19 protein-coding genes and 1 pseudogene are annotated in these 24,971 nt (G+C 71.3%); 7 read left to right on the top strand and 13 right to left on the bottom strand.

Annotated features, from left to right (window positions below):
- Positions 1-356: 356 nt before the first annotated feature.
- Entirely contained in the window at positions 357-1,835 is a 1,479-nt protein-coding gene (locus ACNFOC_RS26800) for a glycoside hydrolase family 3 N-terminal domain-containing protein (protein WP_416961644.1), read from the top strand.
- A gap of 3 nt (positions 1,836-1,838) precedes the next feature.
- Here ACNFOC_RS26800 and ACNFOC_RS26795 read toward each other — a convergent pair whose 3' ends face one another.
- Positions 1,839-3,107, bottom strand: a complete 1,269-nt coding sequence (locus ACNFOC_RS26795; protein WP_416961645.1) for a glycoside hydrolase 5 family protein — start codon at positions 3,105-3,107, stop codon at positions 1,839-1,841.
- Positions 3,108-3,125: 18 nt separating this feature from the next.
- On the opposite strand from ACNFOC_RS26795, the gene ACNFOC_RS26790 reads away from it, so the two are divergent.
- Both ACNFOC_RS26790 and ACNFOC_RS26785 read left to right on the top strand, forming a co-directional pair.
- Positions 3,126-4,157 (top strand): N-acetylglucosamine kinase, encoded by a 1,032-nt coding sequence (locus ACNFOC_RS26790; protein ID WP_416961643.1) that lies wholly within the window; start codon positions 3,126-3,128, stop codon positions 4,155-4,157.
- Positions 4,154-6,376 (top strand): glycoside hydrolase family 3 N-terminal domain-containing protein, encoded by a 2,223-nt coding sequence (locus ACNFOC_RS26785; protein WP_416961642.1) that lies wholly within the window; start codon positions 4,154-4,156, stop codon positions 6,374-6,376. The genes ACNFOC_RS26790 and ACNFOC_RS26785 overlap by 4 nt, the downstream gene beginning before the upstream one ends.
- A 19-nt stretch (positions 6,377-6,395) precedes the next feature.
- Here ACNFOC_RS26785 and ACNFOC_RS26780 read toward each other — a convergent pair whose 3' ends face one another.
- The 6 genes from ACNFOC_RS26780 to ACNFOC_RS26755 form a co-directional block, all read right to left on the bottom strand.
- The gene (locus ACNFOC_RS26780) at positions 6,396-7,280 is read right to left on the bottom strand and encodes a carbohydrate ABC transporter permease (protein WP_416961640.1); all 885 of its coding nucleotides are present in this window, start codon (positions 7,278-7,280) and stop codon (positions 6,396-6,398) included.
- A complete protein-coding gene (locus ACNFOC_RS26775; protein ID WP_416961638.1) occupies positions 7,277-8,290 on the bottom strand; it encodes a carbohydrate ABC transporter permease in 1,014 nt (337 codons plus the stop codon). The genes ACNFOC_RS26780 and ACNFOC_RS26775 overlap by 4 nt, the downstream gene beginning before the upstream one ends.
- A gap of 2 nt (positions 8,291-8,292) precedes the next feature.
- Entirely contained in the window at positions 8,293-9,663 is a 1,371-nt protein-coding gene (locus tag ACNFOC_RS26770) for an extracellular solute-binding protein (RefSeq protein ID WP_416961637.1), read from the bottom strand.
- A 128-nt stretch (positions 9,664-9,791) separates the two neighbouring features.
- Positions 9,792-10,421, bottom strand: a complete 630-nt coding sequence (locus tag ACNFOC_RS26765; protein WP_416961636.1) for a peptidyl-prolyl cis-trans isomerase — start codon at positions 10,419-10,421, stop codon at positions 9,792-9,794.
- Positions 10,418-14,644: a glycoside hydrolase family 38 N-terminal domain-containing protein gene (locus tag ACNFOC_RS26760; RefSeq protein ID WP_416961635.1), complete on the bottom strand. Its 4,227-nt coding sequence runs from the start codon at positions 14,642-14,644 to the stop codon at positions 10,418-10,420. Before ACNFOC_RS26760 ends, ACNFOC_RS26765 begins: the two co-directional genes overlap by 4 nt.
- 133 nt (positions 14,645-14,777) lie before the next feature.
- On the bottom strand, positions 14,778-15,662 hold the full coding sequence (locus ACNFOC_RS26755) for a MurR/RpiR family transcriptional regulator (protein WP_416961634.1): 885 nt from the start codon (positions 15,660-15,662) through the stop codon (positions 14,778-14,780).
- A gap of 118 nt (positions 15,663-15,780) precedes the next feature.
- On the opposite strand from ACNFOC_RS26755, the gene ACNFOC_RS26750 reads away from it, so the two are divergent.
- Positions 15,781-16,545: a sugar isomerase domain-containing protein gene (locus ACNFOC_RS26750; RefSeq protein WP_416961633.1), complete on the top strand. Its 765-nt coding sequence runs from the start codon at positions 15,781-15,783 to the stop codon at positions 16,543-16,545.
- Positions 16,546-16,729: 184 nt separating this feature from the next.
- Here the strand turns inward: ACNFOC_RS26750 and ACNFOC_RS26745 are convergent, their stop codons facing one another.
- Positions 16,730-17,515 (bottom strand): DeoR/GlpR family DNA-binding transcription regulator, encoded by a 786-nt coding sequence (locus ACNFOC_RS26745; protein ID WP_416961632.1) that lies wholly within the window; start codon positions 17,513-17,515, stop codon positions 16,730-16,732.
- A 107-nt stretch (positions 17,516-17,622) separates the two neighbouring features.
- On the opposite strand from ACNFOC_RS26745, the gene ACNFOC_RS26740 reads away from it, so the two are divergent.
- The 3 genes from ACNFOC_RS26740 to ACNFOC_RS26730 all read left to right on the top strand — a co-directional run bounded on the left by ACNFOC_RS26740 (position 17,623) and on the right by ACNFOC_RS26730 (position 20,239).
- On the top strand, positions 17,623-18,270 hold the full coding sequence (locus ACNFOC_RS26740) for a bifunctional 4-hydroxy-2-oxoglutarate aldolase/2-dehydro-3-deoxy-phosphogluconate aldolase (RefSeq protein ID WP_416961630.1): 648 nt from the start codon (positions 17,623-17,625) through the stop codon (positions 18,268-18,270).
- A gap of 92 nt (positions 18,271-18,362) precedes the next feature.
- Positions 18,363-19,658, top strand: a complete 1,296-nt coding sequence (locus ACNFOC_RS26735) for an MFS transporter (protein WP_416961629.1) — start codon at positions 18,363-18,365, stop codon at positions 19,656-19,658.
- A complete protein-coding gene (locus ACNFOC_RS26730; RefSeq protein WP_416961628.1) occupies positions 19,655-20,239 on the top strand; it encodes a P-loop nucleotide/nucleoside kinase family protein in 585 nt (194 codons plus the stop codon). The genes ACNFOC_RS26735 and ACNFOC_RS26730 overlap by 4 nt, the downstream gene beginning before the upstream one ends.
- Before the next feature lie 16 nt (positions 20,240-20,255).
- Here the strand turns inward: ACNFOC_RS26730 and ACNFOC_RS26725 are convergent, their stop codons facing one another.
- From ACNFOC_RS26725 to ACNFOC_RS26705, 5 genes and pseudogenes are all read right to left on the bottom strand, one after another.
- Positions 20,256-21,338 carry a class I SAM-dependent methyltransferase gene (locus ACNFOC_RS26725; RefSeq protein ID WP_416961626.1) on the bottom strand — a complete coding sequence of 361 codons (1,083 nt, stop codon included), beginning with the start codon at positions 21,336-21,338 and terminating at the stop codon, positions 20,256-20,258.
- Complete coding sequence (locus ACNFOC_RS26720) at positions 21,335-22,534, bottom strand: glycosyltransferase (RefSeq protein ID WP_416961625.1); 1,200 nt, start codon at positions 22,532-22,534, stop codon at positions 21,335-21,337. Before ACNFOC_RS26720 ends, ACNFOC_RS26725 begins: the two co-directional genes overlap by 4 nt.
- Positions 22,531-23,349: an alpha/beta fold hydrolase gene (locus ACNFOC_RS26715; protein ID WP_416961624.1), complete on the bottom strand. Its 819-nt coding sequence runs from the start codon at positions 23,347-23,349 to the stop codon at positions 22,531-22,533. Before ACNFOC_RS26715 ends, ACNFOC_RS26720 begins: the two co-directional genes overlap by 4 nt.
- 3 nt (positions 23,350-23,352) lie before the next feature.
- On the bottom strand, positions 23,353-23,658 hold the full coding sequence (locus ACNFOC_RS26710; RefSeq protein ID WP_416961623.1) for an acyl carrier protein: 306 nt from the start codon (positions 23,656-23,658) through the stop codon (positions 23,353-23,355).
- Positions 23,655-24,884 (bottom strand): annotated as a pseudogene (locus ACNFOC_RS26705) (4'-phosphopantetheinyl transferase superfamily protein); the annotation flags it as partial. The gene ACNFOC_RS26710 and the pseudogene ACNFOC_RS26705, both read right to left, overlap by 4 nt.
- Between the last annotated feature and the right edge of the window lie 87 nt (positions 24,885-24,971).

Here is a 24,971-nt window from a genome sequence, read left to right as displayed (position 1 = left end):
CCCGTCTGGGTCCGCGCCCCGCCCGCACGTAACACTCGACGGACGCGAGGAGAATCACGAAACCGGGACACGAGGCGAAACGTTCCCCTCCGGTATGACGTCGCGGTGTCCGGAAGCGGAAGGCGCGCGGACGGTCGGGCGACGCGGACGGCATACATGGCGTGAATGGCACGGTTGTCGCGGGGGTGCGGTACGGGTGTGGCGCGAGTGAACGCACACCCGCATCACCTGTGTCGGCACTGGGCCAGTCCCCTGTGTCATCCCCGCGACGGCCCCACGCCACTCCAGATCATTGCCTGAATCAACAATCCATCGGTTTGTTGACTTTAGGTTGAGCGAGCCATTTCAATTCCATTATGACCCACGCCGAGCGTACGTCCGCCGCCGTCACCGCCCTGCCCGTCGACCTCGACGAGGCGGCCCACAGCTGTCTGGTCGCCGGGTTCGACGGCACGACGACCGTGCCGGACACGCTCAAGCGGCTCATCGACCGGGGTCTCGGCGGGGTCATCCTGTTCACCCGCAACGTGCGCGACGCCGAGCAGGTGCGCCGCCTCACCGACGAACTCCGCGCCGTCCGGCCCGACCTGCTCGTCGCCATCGACAACGAAGGCGGCGGAATCGGCCACCTGGTGAGCGCCGGCGCCCCGGACGTCCCCGGCTCCTACGCCCTCGGCGTCGTCGACGACCCGGCGCTGACCGCCCGTTGCGCCGACGCGCTCGCCGGGCACCTCGCCACGCTCGGCATCACCGCCTCGTACGCCCCGGTCGCCGACCTCCAGCACCAGCCGCGCAACCCGATCGTGCGCACCCGCTCCTTCGGCGCCGACCCCGACCTCGCCACCCGCCATCTGCGCGCCTGGATCACCGCCACCGACGTCCGCGGCATCGCCTCCTGCGCCAAGCACTTCCCCGGCCACGGCGGCACGATCACCGACAGCCACCACGGCATGGCGATCGACCCGCGGCCCCACGACGAACTCCTCGTCGACCTCGAACCGTTCCGCGCGTCCATCGCGGCGGGCGTGCCGATGCTGATGAGCGCCCACGTCGTCTTCCCGGCCCTGGACGCCAACCGCCCCGCCACCCTGAGCCGCCGCATACTCGGCGACCTGCTCCGCCTCGAACTCGGCTTCGACGGCGTCCTGGTGAGCGACGCGCTGGAGATGAAGGCGATCGCCGACGCGTACGGCGAGGCGGCCGGGGCCCGGATCGCCCTCGCCGCGGGAGCGGACCAAGTCATCGTCGCCGTACCGGACTTGGACGTCACCCTGTCCTGCCGGGACGCCGTGCTCGACGCGCTGCACTCGCATGTGCTGCCCGAGGAGCGGGTGTGGGAGGCGGCCGGGCGGGTGCGGCGGCTCGCCGAGCGGTACGCGACCCCGCGCCGGACGGTCGCCGCCTGGGACCCGGACGCCGGCCTGGAGGCGGCCCGCCGCGCCGTGCGCACCGGGACCCTGCCGCCGCCGCTGCGCGGTGCCCACGTCGTCGACCTGTTCCCGGCCCCGCACCCCGCCCTGAACTGGGGCGGCGAGGACCTCCTCACCGAACTCCGCGCGATCGACCCCACGGCCACCGGCACCGCGCTCAACGCGGAACCGGCCGACCCCGCCGCCCTCGTCGACGGGATCCTGCGCGAGGGCGCCCCGCTGGTCGTCGCCACCTCCGACGCCGGCCTGCACCCCTGGCAGACCCGGCTGCGCGACACGCTCACGGCCCGGCGACCCGACGCCGTACTGGTTGACACCGGACTGCCGGAGGGCGGCACCCTCTGCTCCTACGGGCGGGGGCGGGTCAACCTGCGGGCGGTCGCGGAGGTGCTGACAGGCAGTTGACCTTCACCGCGGGTGTACGACCTTCTTGATGCCCCGCGCCGCCAAGTACCCCTGGTCCTCGGCCCGTTCGGCCAGCACCACCGCCGGGCGGAGTCCCTCCGTGCGCAGCCGCATCCACTCCTCGAAGTACGCGCCTCCCGGTCCGGACACCGAGCGGGTGGCCGGGGTGCAGTCCAACACCAGCGCGGTGTCGCGGAGTTGGACCGTGTGCGGCTCCGCGATCGCCTCGGCGAAGGCCCCGGCGATCGGCTTGGCGCGGCCGGCCGAGTCGAACAGGCCCAGCGTGTACTCGAGTTCGGGGTAGTCGGCGAGCGAGCGGTCCACGTCGTGCGAGCACCACCAGGTCACGCCCCACAGCCCCGCGCACTCGGCCGCGTTGCGCACGGTCGCGCGCGCGAACTCCGGGGCGTCGGCCGCCGGGATGTGCGGTTCGGGCGCGCCGGTCTCCTGGACCCAGACGGGCCGGGCCGGGTCGGTGGCGTACGCCTTGGCCAACTCCGTTCCGTACTCCGCGAGATGGAGCACCTGCGGGGAGCGCGGACCGTAGCGGCGGGCGCAGTCGCCGGAGAACACCCACGGGTGGACGGTGGTCAGATCGCCCTTGCGGGCCGAGGCCTTCGGGGTGAACGGGTGGTCGTCGCCGTACCAGGCGGCGTCGTACGCGGAGTGCGTGACCAGGCGGTCCGGCGGCAGGTGCTCGCGCGCGGCGGCCAGCAGGGTGTCGAGATAGTGGTCCACCTCGGCCGGCGTCACCGGGTTGTGCTCCACCAAGTTGTTGAGCTCGTTGCCGAGTTGGAGGCCGATCAGGTTCGGGCGGTCGGCGAGGGCGCGGCCCAGCGTGCGCATCAGCTCCGCCTGGGCCGTGATGGTCTCCGGGTCGGTGAAGACGTTGCGGTGGTGCCAGCTGCGGGTCCACTCCGGGTAGAAGTCGAAGCTCGACAGATGGCCCTGGACGCCGTCCACGAGGACGTCGAGGCCCGCCTCGCCCGCCAGGTCGACCAGGTGCACCAGCTGGTCCACGGCCGTCCTGCGGATCAGCGTGCGGTTCGGCTGGAGCAGCGGCCAGAGGTGGAAGATCCGGACGTGGTCCAGGCCGAGGCCGGCTATCTGGGCCAGATCCTCGCGGGCGTGCGCCGGGTCGAAGTCGTGCCAGGAGTGGAACCAGCCGCGGCGCGGCGTGTAGTTGACGCCGAAGCGGAGCGTAGGAATGGGATCCTCCCCAGGTCCGGTCTTGCTTCTTGCCCTGCTTGCTCTTGTTCTGGGCGAATGTATCAACCACCATAGTCAGTGATGAGCAATGATTTGAACCAGGATCTCGAAAGCGAAGCGGGCGATCCGGTGGACGGTCTCGTCGTCGGCCTCGACGCCGGCGGCACCCGTACCCGTGCCGTCCTCGCCGCCGCCGAGGACGGCCGCCCCCTCGGCGAGGGCGCGGCCGGGCCCGGCAACGCCCTGACCGTCCCCGTGCCGCGCCTCACCGACCACCTGGCCGAGGCGATCGGGCAGGCCGTCCCGGAGCGGGCGCGCGCCCGCGTGGTCGCCGTGTCCGGCGGTTTCGCGGGCGCCACGGCGGCCTCCACCGAGGAGCCGGGACACGTCAACGCCCGCGCCGCCCTCACGGCGGCACTGGAGCGCCTGGGCATCCCGGCCGACCGGATCCGCATCTGTAGCGACATCGAGGCGGCCTTCGCCTCCGCCCCCGGCACCCCGGCGGACGGCCTCGCCCTGGTCGCCGGCACCGGCGCGGTCGCCCTGCGCATCACCGACCGCCGCTCCACGGCCACCGTGGACGGCGACGGCTGGCTCCTCGGCGACGACGGCAGCGGCTTCTGGATCGGCCGGAGCGCGGTACGGGCGGCCCTGCGCATGGCGGACGGGCGGGGCCCTACGACCGTGCTGGCCGCGTCGGTCGGACAGGCGCTCGGGGTGCCGGACGAGGTACTGCCCGCCGACGGCGACTGGTCCCGCGCCCACCGCGAGGCCTACCGCATGCACGTACTCCCCGCCGTGATGGCCGAACTCCCCATCCGCCTCGCCCGGTTCGCCCCCCTGGTGGTCGAGGCGGCGGGGGAGAAGGACGCGGTGGCGGAGGTGCTTCTCGACGAGGCGGCCGACCAACTGGCCGACACGGTAAGGGCGTTGGAGCCGGGCCCGGGTGAACGGATCGTCGCCACCGGCGGCCTGCTCGGCCCCGGAGGCCCCCTGACGGCACCCCTCACCGCCCGCCTCCACACCCTCGGCCTGACCCTCGACTGGGTACCGGACGGCAGCCGGGGCGCGGTCGCCCTCGCACGCTTCGCGTACGGCGGTGACACCCGATGACCGACACCACCAACCCCGTCTACCGCGACCCCAACGCCCCTGTAGGCGCCCGGGTTTCCGACCTCCTCGCCCGCATGACCCTGCGCGAGAAGGTCGGCCAGCTCAACCAGCGGATGTACGGCTGGGACGCCTACCGCCGCACCCCTCAGGGGTACGAGTTGACCGACGCCCTGCGCGCCGAGACCGACCGCTTCGCCGGACTCGGCGCGCTCTACGGCCTGTTCCGCGCCGACGCCTGGTCCGGCGTCGACCACACCAACGGCCCCGGCGCCCAAGACAGCGCCGCCCTGGCCGAGTTGGTGCAACGCCATGTCGTCGCGAGCAGCAGGCTCGGCATCCCGGCGCTGTTCGTGGAGGAGGTGCCGCACGGCCACATGGCACTGGACGGCACCGTCCTTCCGGTCAACCTGGCCGTCGGCGCCACCTGGGACCCCGGCCTGTACGAGCGGGCCGCCGCCCACGCAGCCGCCGAACTCCGGGCCCGTGGCGGCCATGTCGCCCTCGTCTCCGCCCTGGACATCGCCCGCGACCCGCGCTGGGGCCGTACGGAGGAGTGCTTCGGCGAGGATCCGCACCTCGCCGCCCGCCTCACCGAGGCGCTCGTCAGAGGCATGCAGGGCGACACGAGCACCGGCTTCGCTGCCGACAAGGCCCCCGTCGTCCTCAAGCACTTCGCCGGCCAGGGCGCCACGGTCGGCGGCCGCAACTCCGCCGAGTCGGAACTCGGCCTCCGTGAACTCCACGAGATCCACCTCCCCGCCGCCCGCGCCGGAGTCCGCGCGGGTGCCGCCGCCCTCATGTCGGCGTACAACGAGGTCGACGGCCTGCCCTGCTCCGGCAACCGCGCCCTGCTGACCCAACTCCTGCGCAAGGACTGGGGTTTCGAGGGCCTCGTCATGGCCGACGGCCTCGCCGTGGACCGGCTGGCCCGCATCACCGGCGACAAGGTCTCGGCGGGCGCCCGCGCGCTCGACGCCGGTGTCGACCTCAGCCTGTGGGATGAGGGCTTCACCCATCTGGAAGAGGCCGTCGAGCGGGGACTGGTGACCGAGGAGGCCATCGACACCGCCGTGGCGCGCGTACTCAGTCTGAAGTTCCGTCTCGGCCTCTTCGAACGGCCTTACAGCACAGCCGAGTTCCCGTCCCCGCGGCAGGGCAGAGAGCTGAGCACGGCCCTCGCCCGAGCCGCGATCACCCTCCTGCGCAACGACGGCGATATCCTGCCCGTCCCGGCGACCGCCTCCCGCATCGCGGTCATCGGCCCCCAATCCGCCACCTACGCCCACCAGTTGGGCGACTACACGGCACCACAGACTTCCGGTGTCAGCGTCCTCGAAGGCCTACGGCGACTCGCCCCGCCCGGCACCGACATCCGCCACGCCCCCGGCTGTGCCCTCACCGGCGACGACCTCTCCGGCATCCCCGAGGCGGTCGCCGCGGCCGCCGCGTCCGACCTGGCCGTGCTGGTGCTGGGCGGCAGCAGCGCCCGTACCCCCGACACGGACTTCGACGCCAACGGGGCCGCGCGGAACGCCGTTTCGGAGATGACGTGCGGCGAGGGCGTCGACCTCGCGGGCCTGAGCCCGGGCCGGGCCCAACTCGCCCTCCTGGACGCGGTCACCGCCACCGGCACCCCCACCGCGGTCGTCCTGATCCAGGGCCGCCCGCACGTCGTCCCCGATCGGCCCGGCGCCCTGCTCACCGCCTGGTACCCCGGCCCATGGGGCGGCGAGGCCATCGCGGAGGTACTGCTCGGCAGGGCCGAACCGATTGGCCGCCTGCCCGTGTCCGTCCCCCGCTCGGTGGCCCAACTCCCCGTCTACTACAACCACAAGGACACCGAGTACGGCGGCTACGTGGACGGCGACGCCGAGCCGCGCTACTCCTTCGGACACGGGCTGCCGTACACGAGCTTCGCGTACGGTCCGCCGCGCCTCGCGGGGGACGTGATCGAGGTCGACGTCACCAACACCGGGAAGCGGCACGGGCGTTCGGTCGTCCAGGTGTACATCCGGCGGCTGCTCACCCCGGTGTGGCCGCGCACGCTCGAACTGCACGCCTTCCAGGGCGTCGAGTTGGGCCCGGGGGAGAGCCGTAGGGTCGAAATCCCCTTCGGCACCGACCGGTTGGAGCAGGTCGGTGCCGTGGAGGTTCGGGTCGCCCAGTCCGCTCGGGCCGCGCTCGGCGTCGAGCCCGTCGTCGTACGGCTCGAAGACTGACGGCTCAAAGCCTGACCGCTCAGAGTTTGACGGCTCCCGCCGACACGCCCTTGTAGAACCAGCGTTGGGTGATGACGAACAGGACCAGTACCGGGACCACGGAGATCACCGAACCGGCCATCACCACGCGCTGGTCGTAGCCGAACGACGAACTCTGTAGCCGGGACAGGCCCAGCGTCAGGGTCATGTGGTCCTCGGAGCGGAGCACGATCAGGGGCCAGAGGAAGTCGTCCCAGGCGCTGATGAAGGTGTTGATGGTGACCACCATGATCGCGCCCCACGCGGACGGGAGATAGAGGTAGCGGAACCGCTGCCACTCGCTCGCGCCGTCCAGCATCCCCGAGTCCTCGATCTCGCGCGGTACCGCGAGGAACGCGCCGCGCATCAGCAGGACGTTGATCGCGCCGACGAACCCGGGCAGCCACACGCCGACCACGCTGTCGACCAGGCCCAGGTCGCGGATGCTCAGGAACAGCGACACCATGATCGACTCGAAGGGGAACATCATGGAGGCGACGAGGAGGATCCAGACCGCCTTCCGGCCCTTCCAGGCGGGCTTGGAGAGCATGTAGCCGGCTGTCGTGGAGAAGAGGAGCTGGCTGCCGACCGACAGCGCGACCACGATCAGGCTGTTCTTGATGTACGTCGCCACCGGGACCTGGCTGAAGACCTCGCGGTAGGCGTGCAGGGTCGGGTGGTGGGGCAGCAGGGAGGCGTTCGCGCCGAAGACGTCCTCGCCGGTGCCCTTGAGGGACGCCAGGAACTGCCAGATGAGGGGGCCTACGGTGAGGCCGAGGACCAGGAGCAACAGCAGGTAGCGGACGAGGAGTTCGCGGGGGCGGCCGTAGTCACGCCAACGGGGCGTCAGGCGGCGGGACTTGGGCCGCACTGCGGTCGTCGTCATGACTCGTCCTCCTTCGTGAGGCGCTGCGCCAGCAGGGTCAGTCCCAGGGTCAGGACGAACAGCGCCACGCTCACCGCCGAGCCGTAGCCCGCGTTTCCGGTGATGGGGTCCAGGCCGACGTCCCGGATGTAGAAGGGCAGCGTGCGGTCGGCGCCGCCGGGGCCGCCGGTGGAGCTGCCGAGCATGTAGATCTCGGTGAACACGCGGAGCGAACCGATGCCGGTGAGGGTGCCGACCAGCATCATCGCCTGCCGTACGCCGGGCACGGTGATGTGCCAGAAGCGGCGGGCGGCACCGGCGCCGTCCATGGAGGCGGCCTCGTGCAGTTCCTTGGGCACGTTCCCGAGGGCGGCCAGGTAGAAGACCATGTACCAGCCGAGGCCCTTCCACAGGGTGAGGCCCATCGCGGACAGCAGGATCAGCCACGAGTCGGAGAGGAAGGGGATCGCCGACCGGATCAAGTGGGCTTTCTCCAGCCAGGTGTTGACCAGTCCGTCGTCCGCGAGGAGCCACTGCCAGCTCAGGCCGACGACCACGCTGGAGGCGAGCACCGGCGTGTAGAAGGCGGAGCGGAAGAAGCCGATGCCGGGGAGGTTCTTCTCCACCAGGACGGCCAGCAGGAGGGGCAGCAGCACCATCAGGGGGACGACGATCACCGCGTACAGGACGCTGTTGCGGGTCGCCAGCCAGAAGTCCGCATCACCCAGCATCCGGGTGTAGTTGGAGACCCCGACGAAGCTCGCGGCACCGCCGAGCGGCTTGGCGTCCGTGAAGGACAGCAGCAGCGTGTTGAGGAACGGGAACACCCCGAACACCGCCGCGCAGACGATCGCGGGCGCGGTCCACAGCCAGGGCAGCCACCAACGGCGGTACAACGAGGCCCCGTTGGCGCCGGGCGCGGGGCCGGGGAGAACAGCTCGGGCGATCCTACGTATGCGGGTCGTGCCCGGTGCGGAGGCGACGGCCTCCGCACCGGGCACGGACACCGGCTTCACGGTCTGTGTCGCCACCGTCAACCAGCCTGCTTCAGCAGCTCGTTGGCCTTCGCCTGGGCGTCCTTCACGGCCTGCGCCGCGCTCTTCTTGCCCTGCATGGCCAGCTGCACCTGGGACACGATCGCGGTCTGCACGGCCGGCGAGAGGACGGTCTGGTAGGCCGTCGTCGTCTTGAGCTGGTCGGCGACGAGCTTGCGGGCCTGTGCGAACTGGTCGCTGCCGCTCACGTCTTGGAAGAACGGGTCGTTGAGCGAGGTGGTCGTCGTCGGGAAGATCACCACGTCCGGGTCCTTGGCCCAGGCCGTCTGGTTCTCGGCGTCGGTGAGGTACTCCGCGAACGCCAGTGCCACGGGGGCGTGCTTGCTGGTGGCGGCGACCGAGACGTACTGCGGGGCGCCGGTGGTGTGGCCGAGCGCGTCGTAGGGCTGCTGCCCGACCGCCGTCTTGGCGTAGATCGAGGGGCTGTTCTGCTTCACGAACCGCACATAGCTCGGGTTGGTCGAGCCGTAGGCGACCTTGCCCTGCGTGTACGGCGTGGACGGGTCGTTGCTGGAGGACAGCGAGTCCTTCGGCATCGCGCCCTCCTTGTACAGCTTCGCCATCCAGGCGACCCACTGGGTGGTGCGCGGATCGTCGGCGAACACGGCCGACTTGCCGTCGCTGGAGAGGGTCTTGATGTTCATCTGGTCGAAGTCCGCCGGGATGCGCCAGATCGGGTTGGCCATCGTCGCGTAGTACTTGCCCTTGGCGGACTTGGCGATCTTCTCGTAGTCGGCGAAGAGCCCGAAGATCGTCGTCGGCGGCTTCGCGGGGTCGATCCCGGCTTTCTTCAACAGGTCGGTGTTGTACGTCAGGACGATGCCGCCGGTGTACCAGGGGAGCACGGTGTGCAGCGCGGAGCCCGAACTGTCCTTGAAGGTGCTGGACTTCCAGAACGCGGGGACGAACGGCTTGCCGGCGTCGGGGTCCTTCACGCCGAGATTGAGCAGATACCCGGCCTTCGTGAGAGCCGTCGCCGTCTCGGCGTTGAGGTTGATGACGTCCGGCAGCGTGCAGGCCTGGGCGTCGGCCACGTTGCGCTGGGTGAAGGTGCTGTCGCCCGGATCGTCGATCCACTTCACCGACGTGCCGGGGTGCGCCTTCTCGAAGGACTTGATGACCCCGTTGAAGAAACTCCCGAAGTCCTTCTTCAAGTTGGTCGTCTGGAAGGTGATGTCGCCCTTCACCTCGCCGGTGAGCTTCCCGGACCCCACGTTGCCCTTGTCGACCTTGCAGCCGCCCGCGGTGGAGTCGCTGTCGCCCGAACCGCCGGACAGCCCGCAGCCGGCGGCCGTCAGGGTCAGGACGATGATCCCCACCATCGATCCGGTCAGTCTTCCTGTGCGCATCGCTGCCCTCCTGAGCACCAGCCAACCGCTGGTTCAATTAACCAACTTCGACCCCGATTGATGAAAAGGTGGACCAGAATTCATCGGAGGTCAATGGTTCTCGTGTTGCTTTTAGGTTCCGGGCGGGATCAGTGCCGGTGCTCGTGGTCCGGGTGCGCCGGATCGCCGGGGTGCTCATGGCCCACGGCATACACGACTCCGGCCTTGGCCTGGTCCAACCAGCCGAAGAAGGCCCGCCGTCCCGCGGCCCGCCGCAACTCCCGCGCGACACCTTCGCGGGCCTGCCCGTACGGCAGGAAGTCGTCCGATGTCGCACCGCCGAACGGGTCCACACCGCGCCGCAGCGCCTCCGCGGTGAGGAAGCGGTCCCGGTTCCGGTCGTAGTAGTCCCGTACGGCCCCTTCCGCGACCTCCTGCTCGCCCTCCAGCTCGGCCAGCAGCAGCCGGGCGGCCGGGGAGTGCGCGAGTGCCGCCGCGACGATGCTGCCGAGATCCGCGACATCGGACTCGGCGACGGCGAGCACCCGGTCCGGCGACACCTCTGCGGGAGGCTTCAACCCCCGCTCCGCACAAGCCCGTTGGGCCAGCTCGTCGATGACCACCACCTGGGTCGCCCACCGCCGTCGCTGCCGCTCGGCCCGCGCGAGCGCCTCGGGTCGGGTGCTCTCCCGATCCCGCGCCGGTACGGCCGCCAGCAGCGCGTCCACCCGTCTCTTTGGAACGGTCCTGCCGCGCACCACCGCCGCGTGCTCCGTCACGGCGTCACCTCCAGCTCGACGGCCTCCGTGTAGGCGACACACCCGTGCCAGGCGACCTTCGCCAGCAGCCAGTACGACCCCGGCGGCACGGCCGAGCCGTCCACCTCGATGAGGCACTCCCGCTCCGCGCCCCCGGCGACCGTGAACCCCTGGCAGCCCGGCCCGACCCCGGACCAGGTGCCCCACGAGGAGACGGCCCAGAGGGTGCCGTTGATGGGCCCACGGGTGGTGTTGCGGACGGTCACGGGGACCTGGACGCGTTCGCCGGTCCGCACGCTGATCCGCTCGACTCCCAGCGTGGACACGAGAGTTGGGCCGTACTGCCCGTCCGCCACATCAAGCGCCACGACGTCCTCGTACGTCTGCCCGCCGTACGACAGCCGGGCCGCGAGCCAGTGCCGGCCGGGTTCCGGTTCCGGCGGTGGTGTCACGGTCACCTCGGCCAGCGTGAACCCGCCGGGGCCCAACGCGTACGGCAGTTCGGCGGGTTCGGCGGTCCAGCCGGGCGGGACCTCGACCCGCACCGTGCCCGACACCGGAGCGTCGGTGAGTTCCGAACCGACCCGGACGGTCGCGGTGACGGGTCCCGACACGGTGAGGGTGCCGGGGGAGAGATACACCGACACCGGCATGTTCCCCCGAGGCGCGGGGCCGGAGTTGTGGAGCCAGTAGCGGGTGTGGACCGGCTGGGCGGGCTCATGTGCCCCGATTCCGGGCCCGGTTGAGGTCTCGGCGGCGGTGGTCGCCAGCACCGTCGCGACCTCGAAGCCGGTCAGGTCGACGGCGAGCCCGCCGTCCCGCTCTGGCGTCAACCGCTCACCGGGCGCCTCCAGTACGTCGGACCGAGCGCCCTCGGTCCAGTCGTGCGGGCCGCGTATCCGGGCCCGCACGGGCCGGCCGTTCACCTCGTGCATCCGTACGACGACACCGCGCCCCGGATCGACCGGCACCGCGCTGCCCCGGGCCAGCGGGGAACCGAGCGGCTTGAGGGCGTCGAGCACGACCTCGCCGGCGGGATCGAGCCCCAGCAGTGCGAACCTCCTCGGCAGGACGCCCTGTTGGGCCGAGGTCCGTACGCGGGCCGTGAAGGGGTGGTTGAACTCATGCCCGGCCTGCGGGAGTCGCGCCTCGCGCCAGTCACCGGCGCCCGCGACCACCGCGTACTCGAACTCGTGGGTCCAGCGCTGGAGTTGGAAGGCGGAGCCGTCCGGTGCCGTACGGCGGGGCGGGTCGACCCAGATGCCGGAGGGCCAGCCGGTGCAGGAGCGCATGAGGGACATGTAGAGGTCGCCGGAGGAGGTGACGACACAGCCGGGCGTGCCCCGGTTGAGCACGGCGAAGCTACGGCCGTCCCAGGCGTCCCCCGGCGGCAGGGCCTCGCAGCCGCCCGCCGCCGTGGCCGTGAGGACCGCGTCGTCGAGGTCGGCGATCAGCGCGTCCACCGCCTTGGCGTCGTCCTCGGGACGGGCGCCCGCCACCACGAGCAGCGGCAGCCGTTCGAGGTCGCGCAGATCGGCCCCGGGCACCCACTCCTCGCGCAGCCCGGCACGCGGCGCGACCCACACCGTCGCCACGCCCCGCTCGGCCAGTTGCCGGCGCAGCTCACGCCCGGCGGCCGGGTCCCAGCCGAGGGCCTCGGCGACCACGGAGTTGCGCTCGGGAGCGCCCACGGCGATCCGGAAGTCGGGGAGATTGGAGTCGACTTCGAGGTCGCCGTAGCGCGGACCGCCGGCGATCGTCGAGGTCGCGGTGACCCCGGCGCGGACCAGGGCGGCCGCGAGCGGGGCACCGAGTTCACCGGCCTCGTCCCAGTCGGCGTAGACGAGTTCGGCGACACCGATCGACCGGTGGCCGAGCAGCCGCCCCGACTCGTCCCGCACCGCGACCCGCGCGGTGGACCCGAGCCCGAACCACGTGTTCGCCGGATTGTCGAGCGTCCACGGGAACTCCTCGCTGTCCACCTCCACGAACCCGAACCCGCGCCCGATCACCGCGTCCGCCACCTCGTGCACCGGCAGTCCGCCGGTCACGTCGGACGGCCAGCGCACCCGGATCAGCCGGTCGGCGCCGTCGTACCCGTCGACGGTCGTCGTCACGTCGAGGCGCGGGACTCCCGCCCACAGCGTCAGCCGCTGCGTGTACCGGAAGAGTCCGAGGTCGGCGGTGACGGTGATCCGCGATCCGGCGGGGGAGTGCCGGACATCGATGTCGGCGGTGACGTCCCGGCTGCGCGCGGCGGTGGTTCCGGTGGGTGTGAGGTGCCACGGTCCCTCGCCGAAGCGCGGGTGCCGCGCGTACTCCTCCTGTACGACGAGTTCGTTGCCGATGTCGCCGGCGCGCAGCAACTCCCGGCCGTCCTCGGCCAGTTCGCGCAGGCTGCTGACGCCGCCGCCCCGCGCGGGGTCGACCGTCAGCTCGTAGAACTCGTTGCGGATGGTGAGGCCCTCGCCGGGCGTCCACTCGGGTACCGAACCCTCGGCGAGCGGGAGGGCCTTGAGGCCCATGCCGGGTACGTCCGGTACGACGACGCGGAGTTGGCCGTCCTCGCGTACGGCGGGCAGCGGCAGGCCGGTGTCGTCCAGCGGGACGCGGCCCGGGTCGTCGACGGTCAGGACGTCCCGGCGCTCCCAGGTCGCCGCGTTGAACACGACCAAGTCGTCAGTGGAGCCCGGAAGTTGAGCGACCTTCCCCGCCAGGGCGTCCGTCGCGTCGGCGTGCACCGTCTCGGCCAGGTCGTACAGCTCGCGCCAGCCGGTCATCAGGTCGATGTACACCTGGTCCGACTCGGAGCCGGTGATGGCGTCGTGGTGGGCGCCGTAGATCAGCTGCCGCCAGGCCTTGTCCAACGCCGCGTCCGGGTACGGGTGTTGGGCGACGAGCGAGGCGAGCGTCGCCCAGGCCTCGGCGTCGGCGAGGAGCGTCTCGCCGTAGCGCTGGGCCTGTTTGGTGTCGATGTAGGAGACGTCCTTGCCGGTGTAGACCGGGTTCATGTCCCGGGTCTGCGGGGACGCCTTGCGGCCCTCCTCGGCCAACTCGGCGCGGACGGCGGCGAAGAAGTCGCGGGGGATCGCGCTGACGAAGCGCGGCCAGACGTAACGGGCGTTCCAGTCGCGGTGGATGTCCATCACCCAGCGGCACGGGGGCGCGTAGTCGCCGCCGACCGGGAGCAGGACGTTGCGGGTGAGTGCGACCTTCTTCAGCCCTCGGAACAGCTTGAGCGCGGCCGCCTCGGCCTCCGGGAGCGTGGGCGCGTTGTCGATCGCCCAGCCGGCGCCGTAGTGGTTGACCATGTAGGCCGTGAGCAGCCCGCGGCCGGAGGGGGCGATCCAGCTGAACTCGGCCGGGAACTGCATGCGTTGGGGGTCGCGCGGCTCCTCGCCGAACACGGACAGCGTCGGCCCCCACTGGTGGAACGGGCCCCGCGCCCACGAACTGGAGGTCACCCCCGCGTCCGCCATCAGGCCGGGGAACTGCGGGTCGTGCCCGAACGCGTCCAGCTGCCAGGCGGTTTCGGGCGAGGCGCCCAGGATGCCGCGCTGGAAGCCGTCCCCGTACAGGGCGTTGCGTACGGTCGCCTCGGCGCCGGTGAGGTTGGTGTTGGGCTCGTTGTAGGTGCCGCCCATGATCTCGACGCGGCCGGTGCGGATCAACTCCCGCAGGAAGGCCCGCTCTTCGGGGAAGGCGTCCCAGTACGGCTTGAGGTAGTCGACCTCGGCCAGCACGAAGGTGTACGCGGGGTCGCGGCGGGCCAGGTCGCAGTGGGCGCGGACGAGGCTCATGCCGGACTGGCCGCGGGAGTCGAAGGTGCGGGCCGGGAGGCCGGTGGAGGCGAGGTCGTCGGCGACGTCCCAGGTCTCGGTGTAGGCGCCCTGGGTGTTCCACCAGACGGGGTCGTAGTGGAAGTGGCTGACCATGAACATGGTCCAGCCGGGCTCCGCGGCCGTGAACTCGGCGGTGAGAACGGCCAGTTGGTCGCCGTCGGCCGCCGTCACCTCGATCGCGCACCGCTCGCCGGGCGCGAGGTCCGCCGTCACGGGTATCTCGACGCGCGCGGTGCCGTCCTCGCCCACGGTGGTCTCCGCGGTGCCGTGCACGCCGGGGCCCTCGACCGTGAGGCGGACCGGCCGGCCGGGGACGTGGGTCAGCTCGGCGGCCACCACCTGGAGCGGATGCTCGGCGGTGCCGACGAACAGCTCGGTCGACAGGGCAGCGGTGACGCGCATGGGTCTCCTACCAGAGGCTCGGCGGAGCGCCCATCCTGACACCGCGAAGATGATTCAAACAACCATCCCCGCGTAAGTTCGGTGGTTCATCCATGCAGACTCGGCCGAGATCACGGCCGGGTCTCGGCTGGGATCACCGGCCCCGGCGGGACTTCACGGCGTGCTCCCCGGCGATGTGGTCGGTGAGGGCCAGGGAGGCGCTCGCGCGCTGGTAGGAGAGCTGCGCGATACGGACGTAGAGGCAGTCGATGAGGACCAGGACGGAGTGGCGGGCGCCGATGATGCCGGTGGGGAAGCTGGTCGCCGAGGACGAGGAGATGAGCCGGATGTCGGCGGCGCGGGCGAGCGCGGAGCGCGGGTCGGAGGTGAGGGCGATCGTGGTGGCGCCGCGCTCCTTGGCGAGTTCGAAGGGCTCGATGGTCTCGCGGGTGGAGCCGGAGTGGGAGATGCCGATGGCTACGTCCGCCGGGGTGAGCAGGGCGGCGGAGGTGGCGGCGGCGTGCACCTCGGTCCAGCCGCGCACCGCGCAGCCGATGCGGAACAGCCGCGTCTCGGTCTCCTGGGCGATGGCCCCGCTGCCGCCTGTGCCGTAGACGTCGATGCGCCGGGCGCGGGCGGCGGCCGTGGCGGCGCGCTCCACCGCGTCGAGGTCGATCCGGTCGATGGTCTGCTGCACCGCGCGCAGGTCCGCGCTGCCCACGACCTGCACGACCCGTTCGAGATCGTCGTCCGGGGAGATGTCCGGGCCGATCTCGGCGGTGCCCCAGTCGGAGACCTCGCCGCGACCGCGCTCCTGGGCCAGCTCGATCAGCAGATGCTGGTACGAGTCGAGGCCGACCGCCCGGCAGAACCGGGTCACCGTCGCCTGCGAGGTGCCGGTGCGGCGGCCCAGCTCGGCGGCCGAGCAGTGGGTGACGGCGGCCGGATCCTCCAGGATCAGCTCGCCGACCTTCCTCAGTGAGCCGGCCAGCCGGGGCAGCTCGGTGCGGATGAGGGTGGTGACGTCTGTCGGGGGCATGTGCAGAAGGTATCAGCCACCCCAGAGGCCATCGATTGAATACCAGGACCGCATGTGATTTATTGATTCATTGATCTAGAAAGAACAGGTGGTTTGATCCACCGGTGGGGAGAATCGTGTGTCCGCCGAGTCCGTAAGCGCCGAGACCTTCGCGCGCGAGAGCCTGGCCGTCCTCCAGCACATCACCGAGTCCAGCCGCGACACCGTGTCCAGAGCCGCCGAACTGATCGCGGAGTGCGTCCGCACGGACGGCGTCATCCAGGCCTTCGGCACCGGCCACTCCCAGGCCATGGTCCTCGAACTCGCGGGCAGAGCCGGGGGTCTGGTGCCCACCAACCGCCTGAGCATCGCCGACCTCGTCCTCTACGGCGGTGACGCCCCGAGCGTCCTCGACGACCCGCTGCTGGAACGCCAGGCAGGGGTCGCCGAGCGCCTCTACGACCTCGCGGCGCCCCGCCCCGCGGATCTCTTCGTGATCATCTCCAACTCCGGGGTGAACAAGGTGATCGTGGAGATGGCGCTGCGTGTGAAGGAGCGCGGCCACCGGCTTCTGGCCATCACCTCGCTCGCCCACACCCGCGCCGTCCCTGCCGGTCACCCGAGCGGCAAGAAGCTCGCCGACCTCGCCGACGTCGTCCTCGACAACGCGGCCCCGCGCGGCGACGCCCTCCTCGAACTCCCCACGGGCGGCGCGGTGTGCGCCCTGTCCACACTCACCGGCGCGATGCTCGTACAGCTCTCGGTCGCGGAGGCGGCGGCCCAGCTGCTCGCCTCGGGGGAGCGCCCGCCGGTGTACGTCTCGGCCAATGTGCCCGGCGGCTTCGAGGGCAACCTGGAGCTGGAGAAGCGGTACGAGGGGCGAATTCGCCGTACTGCCAGCTGAGTTGGCGCCTGTGGACGAGCGGCCGGAGCCCCCGGAACCGGGCCGCGGCCGCTCGTCGTCGTCACGTCGCCCGTCAACGAGCGAGAGTCAGACGGGAATTGCTGGAATCACCGAGTGATGCTAGACGCGGTGAATGCTTCATTCAATGGGGGCCAGCCGGTACTCGGCCGCCAGCCGGCGGTATTCAGCCCGTGCGGAGCACCGTCGGGCCCTCCTCCGCGATGCGGCCGGCCACGGCCGACGGCAGGCCCTCGTCGGTCACGACCGTGTCGAGCCGGTCGAGCCCGGTCACGGTGAACCGCTCCACCGTGCCCCACTTCGTGCTGTCGGCGAGCAGCGCCACCGAGCCGGCCGCCTCCATGACCGCCTGCTTGAGCAGCACCTTGTCCATCGAGAAGCTCGTGATGCCGTGGGCCAGGTCCCAGGACCCGGCGCTCAGGAAGGCGAGGTCGAGATTGATCGCGCCGACCGTTCTGGCCGCGAGGGGCCCGCTGCTCGAACCGCTCGACACGTCGACCTCGCCGCCGGTGTGAACCGTATGCACGGACGGCAGTTCGCACAGGGCGAGAACGGCGTGGAAGTCGTTCGTCACGACGGTGAGGTCCTTGCGGCCGGCCAGGAACGGCACGACCGACTGACAGGTCGTCCCCGCGTCGAGGAACACCACCATGCCGTCCTCGACGAGCTCCGCCGCCCGCCCGGCGATCGCCTGCTTGCGGGGCATCTCCAGCGCCGCGCGCGACGCCCGCTCGCGGGGCGGCACATGGCCCGTCCAGTCCGCGAGCCTGACCCCGCCCTGCACCGAGACCACCTGACCGCTCTTCTCCAGCGCGGTGATGTCCCGGCGCACCGTCATGTGCGAGACGTTCAGCGCCGCGGTCAGGTCGTGGATGCTCAGCACCCCGCTGCCCCTCAGCAGGCGCAGCAGCTCCTGATGACGTTGCTCGGGGATCAGGGGTGCCCTGCTCAATGCGTCTCCTCGAAGCCTGGGTGCCATGGCGGCGGACCGGGGTCAGCCTAACTTCGTGTGACAAGGGGCGTGACAACATGTGAATTCATGTTCTAACGTGTGCTCTCATGGTAACAAAGTTTAACGCCCTGGAATCAATCACCGGTACGGGCGCGCTGCTCATCGTCCGCCTGGAGAGCGCCGAGGAAGCCCTCGCCGTCTCGGAAGCGGCGATCGAGGGCGGCATCCGGGCCCTGGAGATCACCCTCTCCGTGCCCGGAGCGCTGGACGTCATCAACAAGCTCTCCGAGCGCTACGGCGACGACGGCATCCTGATCGGCGCCGGCACTGTCCTGGACGAGCACTCCGCGTACGAGTGCCTCTCGGCGGGCGCCCGCCTGCTGGTCAGCCCCAACCTCAACCCGGCGATGCTGACCATCGCCAACCGCTACCAGGCCGTCACGGTCAGCGGGGCCTACACCCCGACCGAGATCGTCGACACCATGCAGGCCGGCGCCGACATCGTGAAGCTCTTCCCTGCCGAGTTCGGCGGCCCGGCCTACGTCCGCACGGTCCGCGCCCCGCTCCCGCAGGCCCCGCTCATGCCCGCGGGCGGCGTCACCGCAGACAACGTCAAGGAATGGTTCGACGCCGGCGTCGTCGCGGTCGGCGTCGGCAGCTTCGTCACCAAGGCGGCCCGCGCCGACGGCGATTACCGACACGTCACCGATGCCGCTACGACGATGCTGCGAGCCATCGAGGGAGCGCGGGCGTAACTCCCGCTTCCCGTACGGCAGTTCCCGCAGCCCCCGCACCACCCGTCCCCGACTCCCCAACACCCGCACGGTGGTTCCCCGAGGAGCTCTCCATGGCTCAGCAGTCCCTCACCCCCGAATCCCTCGACCTGGGCGACACCGCCCGCCGCGCCTCGATCCGTATCCGCTGGGCCCTGGTGGCCCTCCTGGTGATCGGCGGGGTCGTCAACTACCTCGACCGCGCCACACTGAGCGTCGCCAACACGACCATCGCCGGTGAATTCGGCCTGAACGCCACCGAGATGGGACTGCTGCTCGCCGCGTTCTCCTGGCCGTACGCCATCGCCAACCTCCCCGCCGGCTACCTCGTCGACCGCTTCGGCCCCAAGCGGATGTACGCCTGGGCCGCCGGACTCTGGTCCCTGATGACGATGGTCACGGCCGCCGCGCACTCCTTCGGCCTGCTGTACGCGGCCCGGGTCGCGCTCGGGGTCGCCGAGTCGCCGTTCTTCACGGCCAGCCTCAAGGTCAACGAGCGCTGGTTCGACAAGGACGAGCGCGCCCTGCCGATCTCGATCGTCAACACCGGCTCGCAGATCGCCAACGCCATCGCCCCGCCCATCCTCACCGGGCTGCTGCTGACGTTCGGGTGGCGCGGCATGTTCGTCGCCGTGGGCGCCCTCGGCATCCTCGTCATGCTGGTCTGGCTGCGCGTGTACCGGGACCCCACGCTGCGCGAGCAGGCCGTCATCCGGGGCGAGGAGCTGGCTCAGGCCCGCGCGAACGAGCAGGCGAAACCCGCGAGTTGGGGCGCGCTGTTCCGGCAGCGCAACACCTACTTCATGATCCTCGGCGCGTTCGGCATCTTCTACACGGTGTGGGTCTACCTGACCTGGCTGCCCAGCTACCTCCAGACCTCCCGCGGCCTCAGCCTCTCGCAGACCGGCTGGCTGTCCTCGCTGCCCTACCTCTGCGGCATCGTCGGCGTCCTCTTCGGCGGCTGGCTCTCCGGCCGGCTGATCCACCGGGGCCACTCCGCGGTCGTCTCCCGCAAGGTCCCCATCGTCGGCGGCGCCGTACTCGCGGCCGCCGCGGTCCTCCCCGTGGCGTACGTCCACAGCACCCCGGTCGCGCTCGCCCTGCTGTCCCTCGGCTACTTCGCCGCCCAGGTCCCGATGGGCTGCCTGTGGACGCTGGCCTCCGACATCGCCGAGTCGCACCAGGTGGCCTCGCTGGGCGCGATCCAGAACTTCGGCGGCTTCCTCGGCGCCGCGATGGCGCCCATCGTCACCGGTGCGATCCTGGACGCGACCGGCAACAACTACACGTACGTCTTCCTCGTCGGCGGAGCACTCCTGCTGCTCGGCGGAATGTCGTACCTCTTCTTCGTGAAGGACCGCCGCGCATGACCACCGCTCCACGGGTCCACTTCGTGATCGGCCCCGCCGGGTCGGGCAAGACCGGCGTGGCGCGGCTGATCGCCGAGCTGGGCGGTGCCGCGTACATCGACAAGGACACGGCCTGCACCCGGCTCACCGAGGCGCTCCTCGACCTCGCCGGCACGGACCGGAACGAGCGGGACCTCAACCCGTACTACCAGTCCGTGGTGATGGACCTCGAATACGCGACCATCCTCGACCTGGCCGCCGACAATCTGCGGCTGGGGCGCCCGGTCGTCCTGGACGCGCCGTTCGGCCGGTACTTCTCCCAGCCGGACTACCTCGCCGAAGTGACATACCGTCACGACTGGCCGTCCGACGTCGAGTTGGTCGTCGTCCAGGTCCAGGTGGACAAGGACACCGCCCGCGAACGCGTCCGGGCCCGGGGCTGCGCCCGGGACCTGTCCAAGCTCGCAGACTGGGACACGTTCTGGAAGACGGCCGAGGCCAACGAGTGCCGGTGGGCGGACGGCCGGCGGCTGGTGTTCGACAACCGGGCCGACGGGATCACGGCGGACGCGGTCGCCCGAGCGCTGGAGAGCCTGTCCTGACCGCGCGGGCGACAGCTCAGTCGCGCCGCGCCACCAGCCGGTAGGCGTTCGACACCCCCAGCCGGTGCGACAGCCGCTTCACGACGAACCGGTCCAGGAGCGTGCCCAGGATCAGCGCCGGGATCCCCGCGATCAGCACCGCCGCGCGGCCCGTACGGGCCAGTCCTGTCGGGGGTTTCGGCAGCCACGGCAGGTTGTCGCGCGGCGCCGCCGTGTCCAGGGCCAGCCAGGTGCCGGCCAGGAGATCGACCGGGTCGTGGGGCTCCGCGTGCTGTTCCGCCACGACCGTGAAGCCCAGGTCGGTGAGCCGGCGGCGCAGGTTGTCGACCGGGATGAAGTGCAGGTGCTGGGGCTGGAGCCAGGGCAGCCACCAGCGGCCCAGCAGCCGGGAGTAGCGGCTGTCGGGGTCCGGGACCTCGATCAGGAGGTGGCCGCCGGGGCGCACGGCCTGGTGCGCGGCGGCCAGTTCGCGCTCCGGCTCCGTGCTGTGCTCCAGGTAGTGGAACATGCTGACGACGTCGTAGTGGCCTGAGAGACCCGGGGCCAGTTCGGGGAAGCTGCCCCGGTATCCGCGCTCGACCCGCCCTGCCTGCTCGGCGAGTTCGGCGCCGTCCGTGAAGTCGAGGCCGTCGAAGGTGGTGCCGGGATACACCGTGCGCGCCGACTCGCAGAAGTGACCGTGGCCGGTGCCGACATCCAGCCAGTTCTTGGGGGTCGGCGAGTGCGGGAGCAGTGACTCCGCGCGCTGCTCGTACATCTTGGTACGGGCCGCGAAGGTGTTGCCCAACTGCTTCTCGCCCAGGCCGTCGTAGAAGTCCCGGTAGTAGAACTCCAGCCCGGCCGGGCTGAGTCGGGGGTTCTGGAAGGTGTGCCGGCAGTCCTCGCACTGGTCCAGGACGAATGCGCCCGGCTTGTGCTGGATCAGGTCCTTGGTGCGCAGCCGGGTCTTCAGCCGGGACGAGTCGCACCAGGGGCAGGTCTCGCGCCGGGGTTCGAAGAAGCGGTCCAGCCCCTCGGCCAAGTCGGCCTGGTAGGTGGGCCGTAGGGCTGCCACCTGGTCATCGCGGCTCGGCGGCCTGGGGTCGTCCTCGTTGCTCACGGGGTCTCCTTGGGGGACGCGCCGGTGGCCAGCAGCTCCAGATGGGTCGCCGCCGCGCGGGTGCCTCCGGCCGCGCGGAACGCCGTACGGATGCGGTCGGCCGCGGCGCGGTGGTCGGGTTCGTGGAGTACGGCGTCGATCGCCGCGCCCAGTCTGGGTGCGGTGACCCGGCCGAAGCGGACGCGGATGCCCGCGCCCGCGCCGGTGACCTGCCCGGCGATCACCGGCTGGTCGTCGCGGATCGGCGCCACGACGAGGGGGACGCCGTGCCACAGCGCCTCGCAGACCGTGTTGTGCCCGGCGTGCGAGACGACCGCGTCCGCCCTTTCGAGGAGCGGGAGTTGGGGAATGGAGGGCAGGACGAGGATGTCCTTGTCCTGCTCGTCCGACGCGCCCAGCGCGCCACCCGGGTCCGCGATCACCGCCTGCACACGGTCCGTTCGCGCCCGCAGCGCCGTCACGCACTCGGTGAGGAAACGGGCGCCCACATCGGTGTTCGCGGTGCCGAGGCTGACCAGGACCAGGGAGCGGGCCGGGTCCAGCCACTCCCAGGGGAAGTCCGGCGCGGCCGGGCGGGGCGCGATCGACGGGCCGACCCAGCGGATCTGCTCGCCCTGCCGCGCCTCGGGGCCGACGAGTTCCGGGGTGCTGAAGGCCAGGACCAGATGCGGGGAGAAACGCGGGTCGGCGGTGCCCGTCGGGTCGCCGATCCCGGAGCGGAGTCCGTGCAGCAACTCGTCCAGCCAGAGGGCGACTTTGGGCATGCCGGCGAGAACGTCCGTGAACTCGGCGGAGGTGGTGGCCGAGGTCGCCCACGGCACGCCAAGCCGTTCCGCCACCAGGCCACCGGCCAGGGCCTGTTGGTCGGCGACGACCGCGTCGGGCTCGAACTCCTCGACGGCCGCGGCGACTCCGGGCGCCATCTGCTCGGCGAGCGGCGCGAGAAAGCCCTCCCACAGGAACTTCAGGGCCTCGGGGCCACGGATGTCGGGCGGGCGTACGCCCTCGCCCTCACCCGGTACCGGTCCGGCACAGGGGAACACGCGCGCCGACTCGCCCGCGAGCCGCCGTACGAGAGCGGGGTCGGCGCAGACCCACGCCAACTCGTGCCCCCGTGACGCCAGTTCGGCCGCCACGCCCACCGCCGGGTTGATGTGGCCGACCAACGGCGGGACGACGAACAGGAAACGGCTCACCGGGCCGTCACCTCGGCGGCCTCCGGCGCACTCGCCTGGATCAGGGAGAGGATGTGCCCGCCGACCGTGCCCGCCGCCTCGACCAGTACCGAGTGCTCGTGGCCGGGGACGACGACCGTCCGGCAGTCGGGCAGCACGGACTCCAGCCACGGTGCGAGCAGGGCGAGGTCCGAGTCGCCGCCGTAGACGCCGAGCACCGGGCAGTACACCGCGCGGATCTGATCCTCCGTCAACACCCTGCTCGCGGGGATGTCCTGGGAGAGGGAGGTCTCCCGGGCCAGCCGGGCGGCGCCCTTCGCGAGGCGGGCGGTGTTGTGGCCGCGGTTCGCGCTGATCCAGGCGATCGCGTCGTCCTCGTTGTGCGCCAGCTGGTGCAGCACGCGGTCCAGGATGGCGCCGAGCTTCGGTGCCCAGGCCGTGGTCGCCGGTTCCGACTCGATGAGGGAGACGCTCGCGGCCCGCTCCGGATGGCGGGCCGCGTAGCCGAACGCGACCGTCCCGCCGTAGGAGTTGCCGACCAGATGGACCGGGCCGGTCACCTCCAGGCGGTCGAGCAGCGCCTCCAGGTCGTCGATGTTGTCGTCGAGGGTGTAGCCGGTGGCCGGGCGCCCGCTGCGGCCGTGACCGCGCAGGTCGTACATGACGACGTCGACGCCGGCCAGCGCGAACGGCGGCGCGATGGTGAAGTAGTAGCTGGCCAGACTGTCGGTGAGCAGACCGTGCACGAGCACCGCCGTGGCGGTGACCGGGCGGCCGTCGGGCGGGCTCATTCTCTGTACGTGCAACCGGAGTTGACCGGTGTCGACCATCGCCATGGCTCAGCCCGCCTCGGCTGCCTTGAGGCTCTGCACGACGTACTCCACGAGCCGGCCGACGGTGAGTTCGATGATCTCGTCGAACTCCATCCCGGCCAGGAACTCGGCGAAGTTGACCTTCGTGCCGTAGTGCTCCTGGAGCAGCCCGGCCAGGGTCACCAGGTCGATGCTCTCCAACTCCAGGTCGCGGTTGAAGGTCGTCGTCATGGTGATCTCGACGTCGTCGACGCCGTACTCGTCCTCCAGGAGCGCGGTCAGCATGCCGGTGAGGTCGGCGAGGACGGCGTCCTCGGTGGTGGGGGTGGTCATCGGTCGTACTCCTCTTCGTGCGCGGGTCCCGTCGTCCAGGCCACGACGTAGGTCCTGTCCGGCAGATTGGGGGGATTGCCGGCCGCCTCGTAGTGCACGGTGTAGGCGCGTTCCAGCCGCCCCGACACCAACAGCCGTGATCCGGAGACCACTTGGAGGACGGTGAAGTCGCGCGGCCGTCCCCGGAAGCCGGTGCCCTCCGCCTTGGCGACCGCCTCCTTCGCCGCCCAGAAACGGGCGAACCACAGCGCCTCGGACTCGCCGGTGGCCGTCGACCGGGCGCGCAGGAGCGCCAGTTCCTCCTCACCGAGAGCGGTGGTGAGGGTGGTGGCGGGGCGTTCGACGACCTCCTCGATGTCGATCCCGGGACCGGGACCGGGCACATGCGGCCGTACGATCGCGACCGCCGCCTCGGCGCGATGGGCCAGCGAGACATCCAGCGGCGGCAGGGTCCGGCCGTGCAGACCGGTGACGTACGGGCGGCCCGACTCGTCGTTGTGGACCCGGATCTCCGCCGGATAGACCGGCCCCTCGCCATGGCTCCACAGCCACTGCCGCACCGCGTCCTTCACGGCGATCCGGCCCAGCAGCCACTGCCGACGCCCGCGCGGCGGATGCTCGGCGTACTGCGAACGCTCCACGCTGCTCAGGGAGTTGCGCATGATCAGGTCGCGCGAGGCGAGGTCGGGCCAGCGCTCGTTCAGCAGGGTCCGGCCGTCGGGGCGGGCCTCGGAGAGGGTGTTGCGCTCGGGGAAGCGCTCGACGGGCCTGGTCTGCGGGTCGTTGTCGAAGCGCCGGTCCTGCCAGCCGGTGAGGTCCGCCCACACCTCGCCGTCGACCGTGAGCTGTACGTCCGCTTCGAGCGCGGTGTCGGTGAGCGAGGTGATCCGCACCAGGCACTCCACCTCGGTCCCGGGGCGCGGATGGGGGCCGTAGAAGCGCATCTCGCGCATGCCGACCGGGAAGACGACGGTGCGGTCCGTGCGGGTCGCCATGATCCAGTAGCCGAGGATCTGGCCCACGTTGTCGAGCAGGGCGCCCGGGGCGGGGGGTGTGGTGATCGTGCCGCGCACGTGGCGGTCGCCGATCGCGGTGAGTTCGGTGACTCCCTGGAACGCCGGGCCGTGGAACATCCAGCGCTCGTCGTAGAGATGGGCCGCGGTGTGGTCGAAGATCGGACAGGGCTTTCGATCCGGTGGCCGATTCCAAGGCCAAGCAGGGCTGACCCGACGCGGACGCCGCCCGTACAAGCGCCTGACGTTGATGCTGCGCGACCGCGACCGGCTGATGGACCTCCTCCTGCACCGCTGATG

It is taken from the genome of Streptomyces colwelliae (assembly GCF_048158785.1).
Lineage (GTDB): Bacteria > Actinomycetota > Actinomycetes > Streptomycetales > Streptomycetaceae > Streptomyces.
Note: the sequence above shows the minus strand (reverse complement) of the source record. Positions and strands in the feature narration are given on the sequence as shown.

What these genes read in the sequence shown, in the direction of transcription:
- ACNFOC_RS26800 (WP_416961644.1), top strand. Translation starts at nt 357, where the DNA reads ATGACCCACGCCGAGCGTACGTCCGCCGCCGTCACCGCCCTGCCCGTC.
- ACNFOC_RS26790 (WP_416961643.1), top strand. Translation starts at nt 3,126, where the DNA reads ATGAGCAATGATTTGAACCAGGATCTCGAAAGCGAAGCGGGCGATCCG.
- ACNFOC_RS26785 (WP_416961642.1), top strand. Translation starts at nt 4,154, where the DNA reads ATGACCGACACCACCAACCCCGTCTACCGCGACCCCAACGCCCCTGTA.
- ACNFOC_RS26780 (WP_416961640.1), bottom strand. Translation starts at nt 7,280, where the DNA reads ATGACGACGACCGCAGTGCGGCCCAAGTCCCGCCGCCTGACGCCCCGT.
- ACNFOC_RS26770 (WP_416961637.1), bottom strand. Translation starts at nt 9,663, where the DNA reads ATGCGCACAGGAAGACTGACCGGATCGATGGTGGGGATCATCGTCCTG.
- ACNFOC_RS26760 (WP_416961635.1), bottom strand. Translation starts at nt 14,644, where the DNA reads ATGCGCGTCACCGCTGCCCTGTCGACCGAGCTGTTCGTCGGCACCGCC.
- ACNFOC_RS26755 (WP_416961634.1), bottom strand. Translation starts at nt 15,662, where the DNA reads ATGCCCCCGACAGACGTCACCACCCTCATCCGCACCGAGCTGCCCCGG.
- ACNFOC_RS26740 (WP_416961630.1), top strand. Translation starts at nt 17,623, where the DNA reads ATGGTAACAAAGTTTAACGCCCTGGAATCAATCACCGGTACGGGCGCG.
- ACNFOC_RS26735 (WP_416961629.1), top strand. Translation starts at nt 18,363, where the DNA reads ATGGCTCAGCAGTCCCTCACCCCCGAATCCCTCGACCTGGGCGACACC.
- ACNFOC_RS26730 (WP_416961628.1), top strand. Translation starts at nt 19,655, where the DNA reads ATGACCACCGCTCCACGGGTCCACTTCGTGATCGGCCCCGCCGGGTCG.
- ACNFOC_RS26715 (WP_416961624.1), bottom strand. Translation starts at nt 23,349, where the DNA reads ATGGCGATGGTCGACACCGGTCAACTCCGGTTGCACGTACAGAGAATG.
- ACNFOC_RS26710 (WP_416961623.1), bottom strand. Translation starts at nt 23,658, where the DNA reads ATGACCACCCCCACCACCGAGGACGCCGTCCTCGCCGACCTCACCGGC.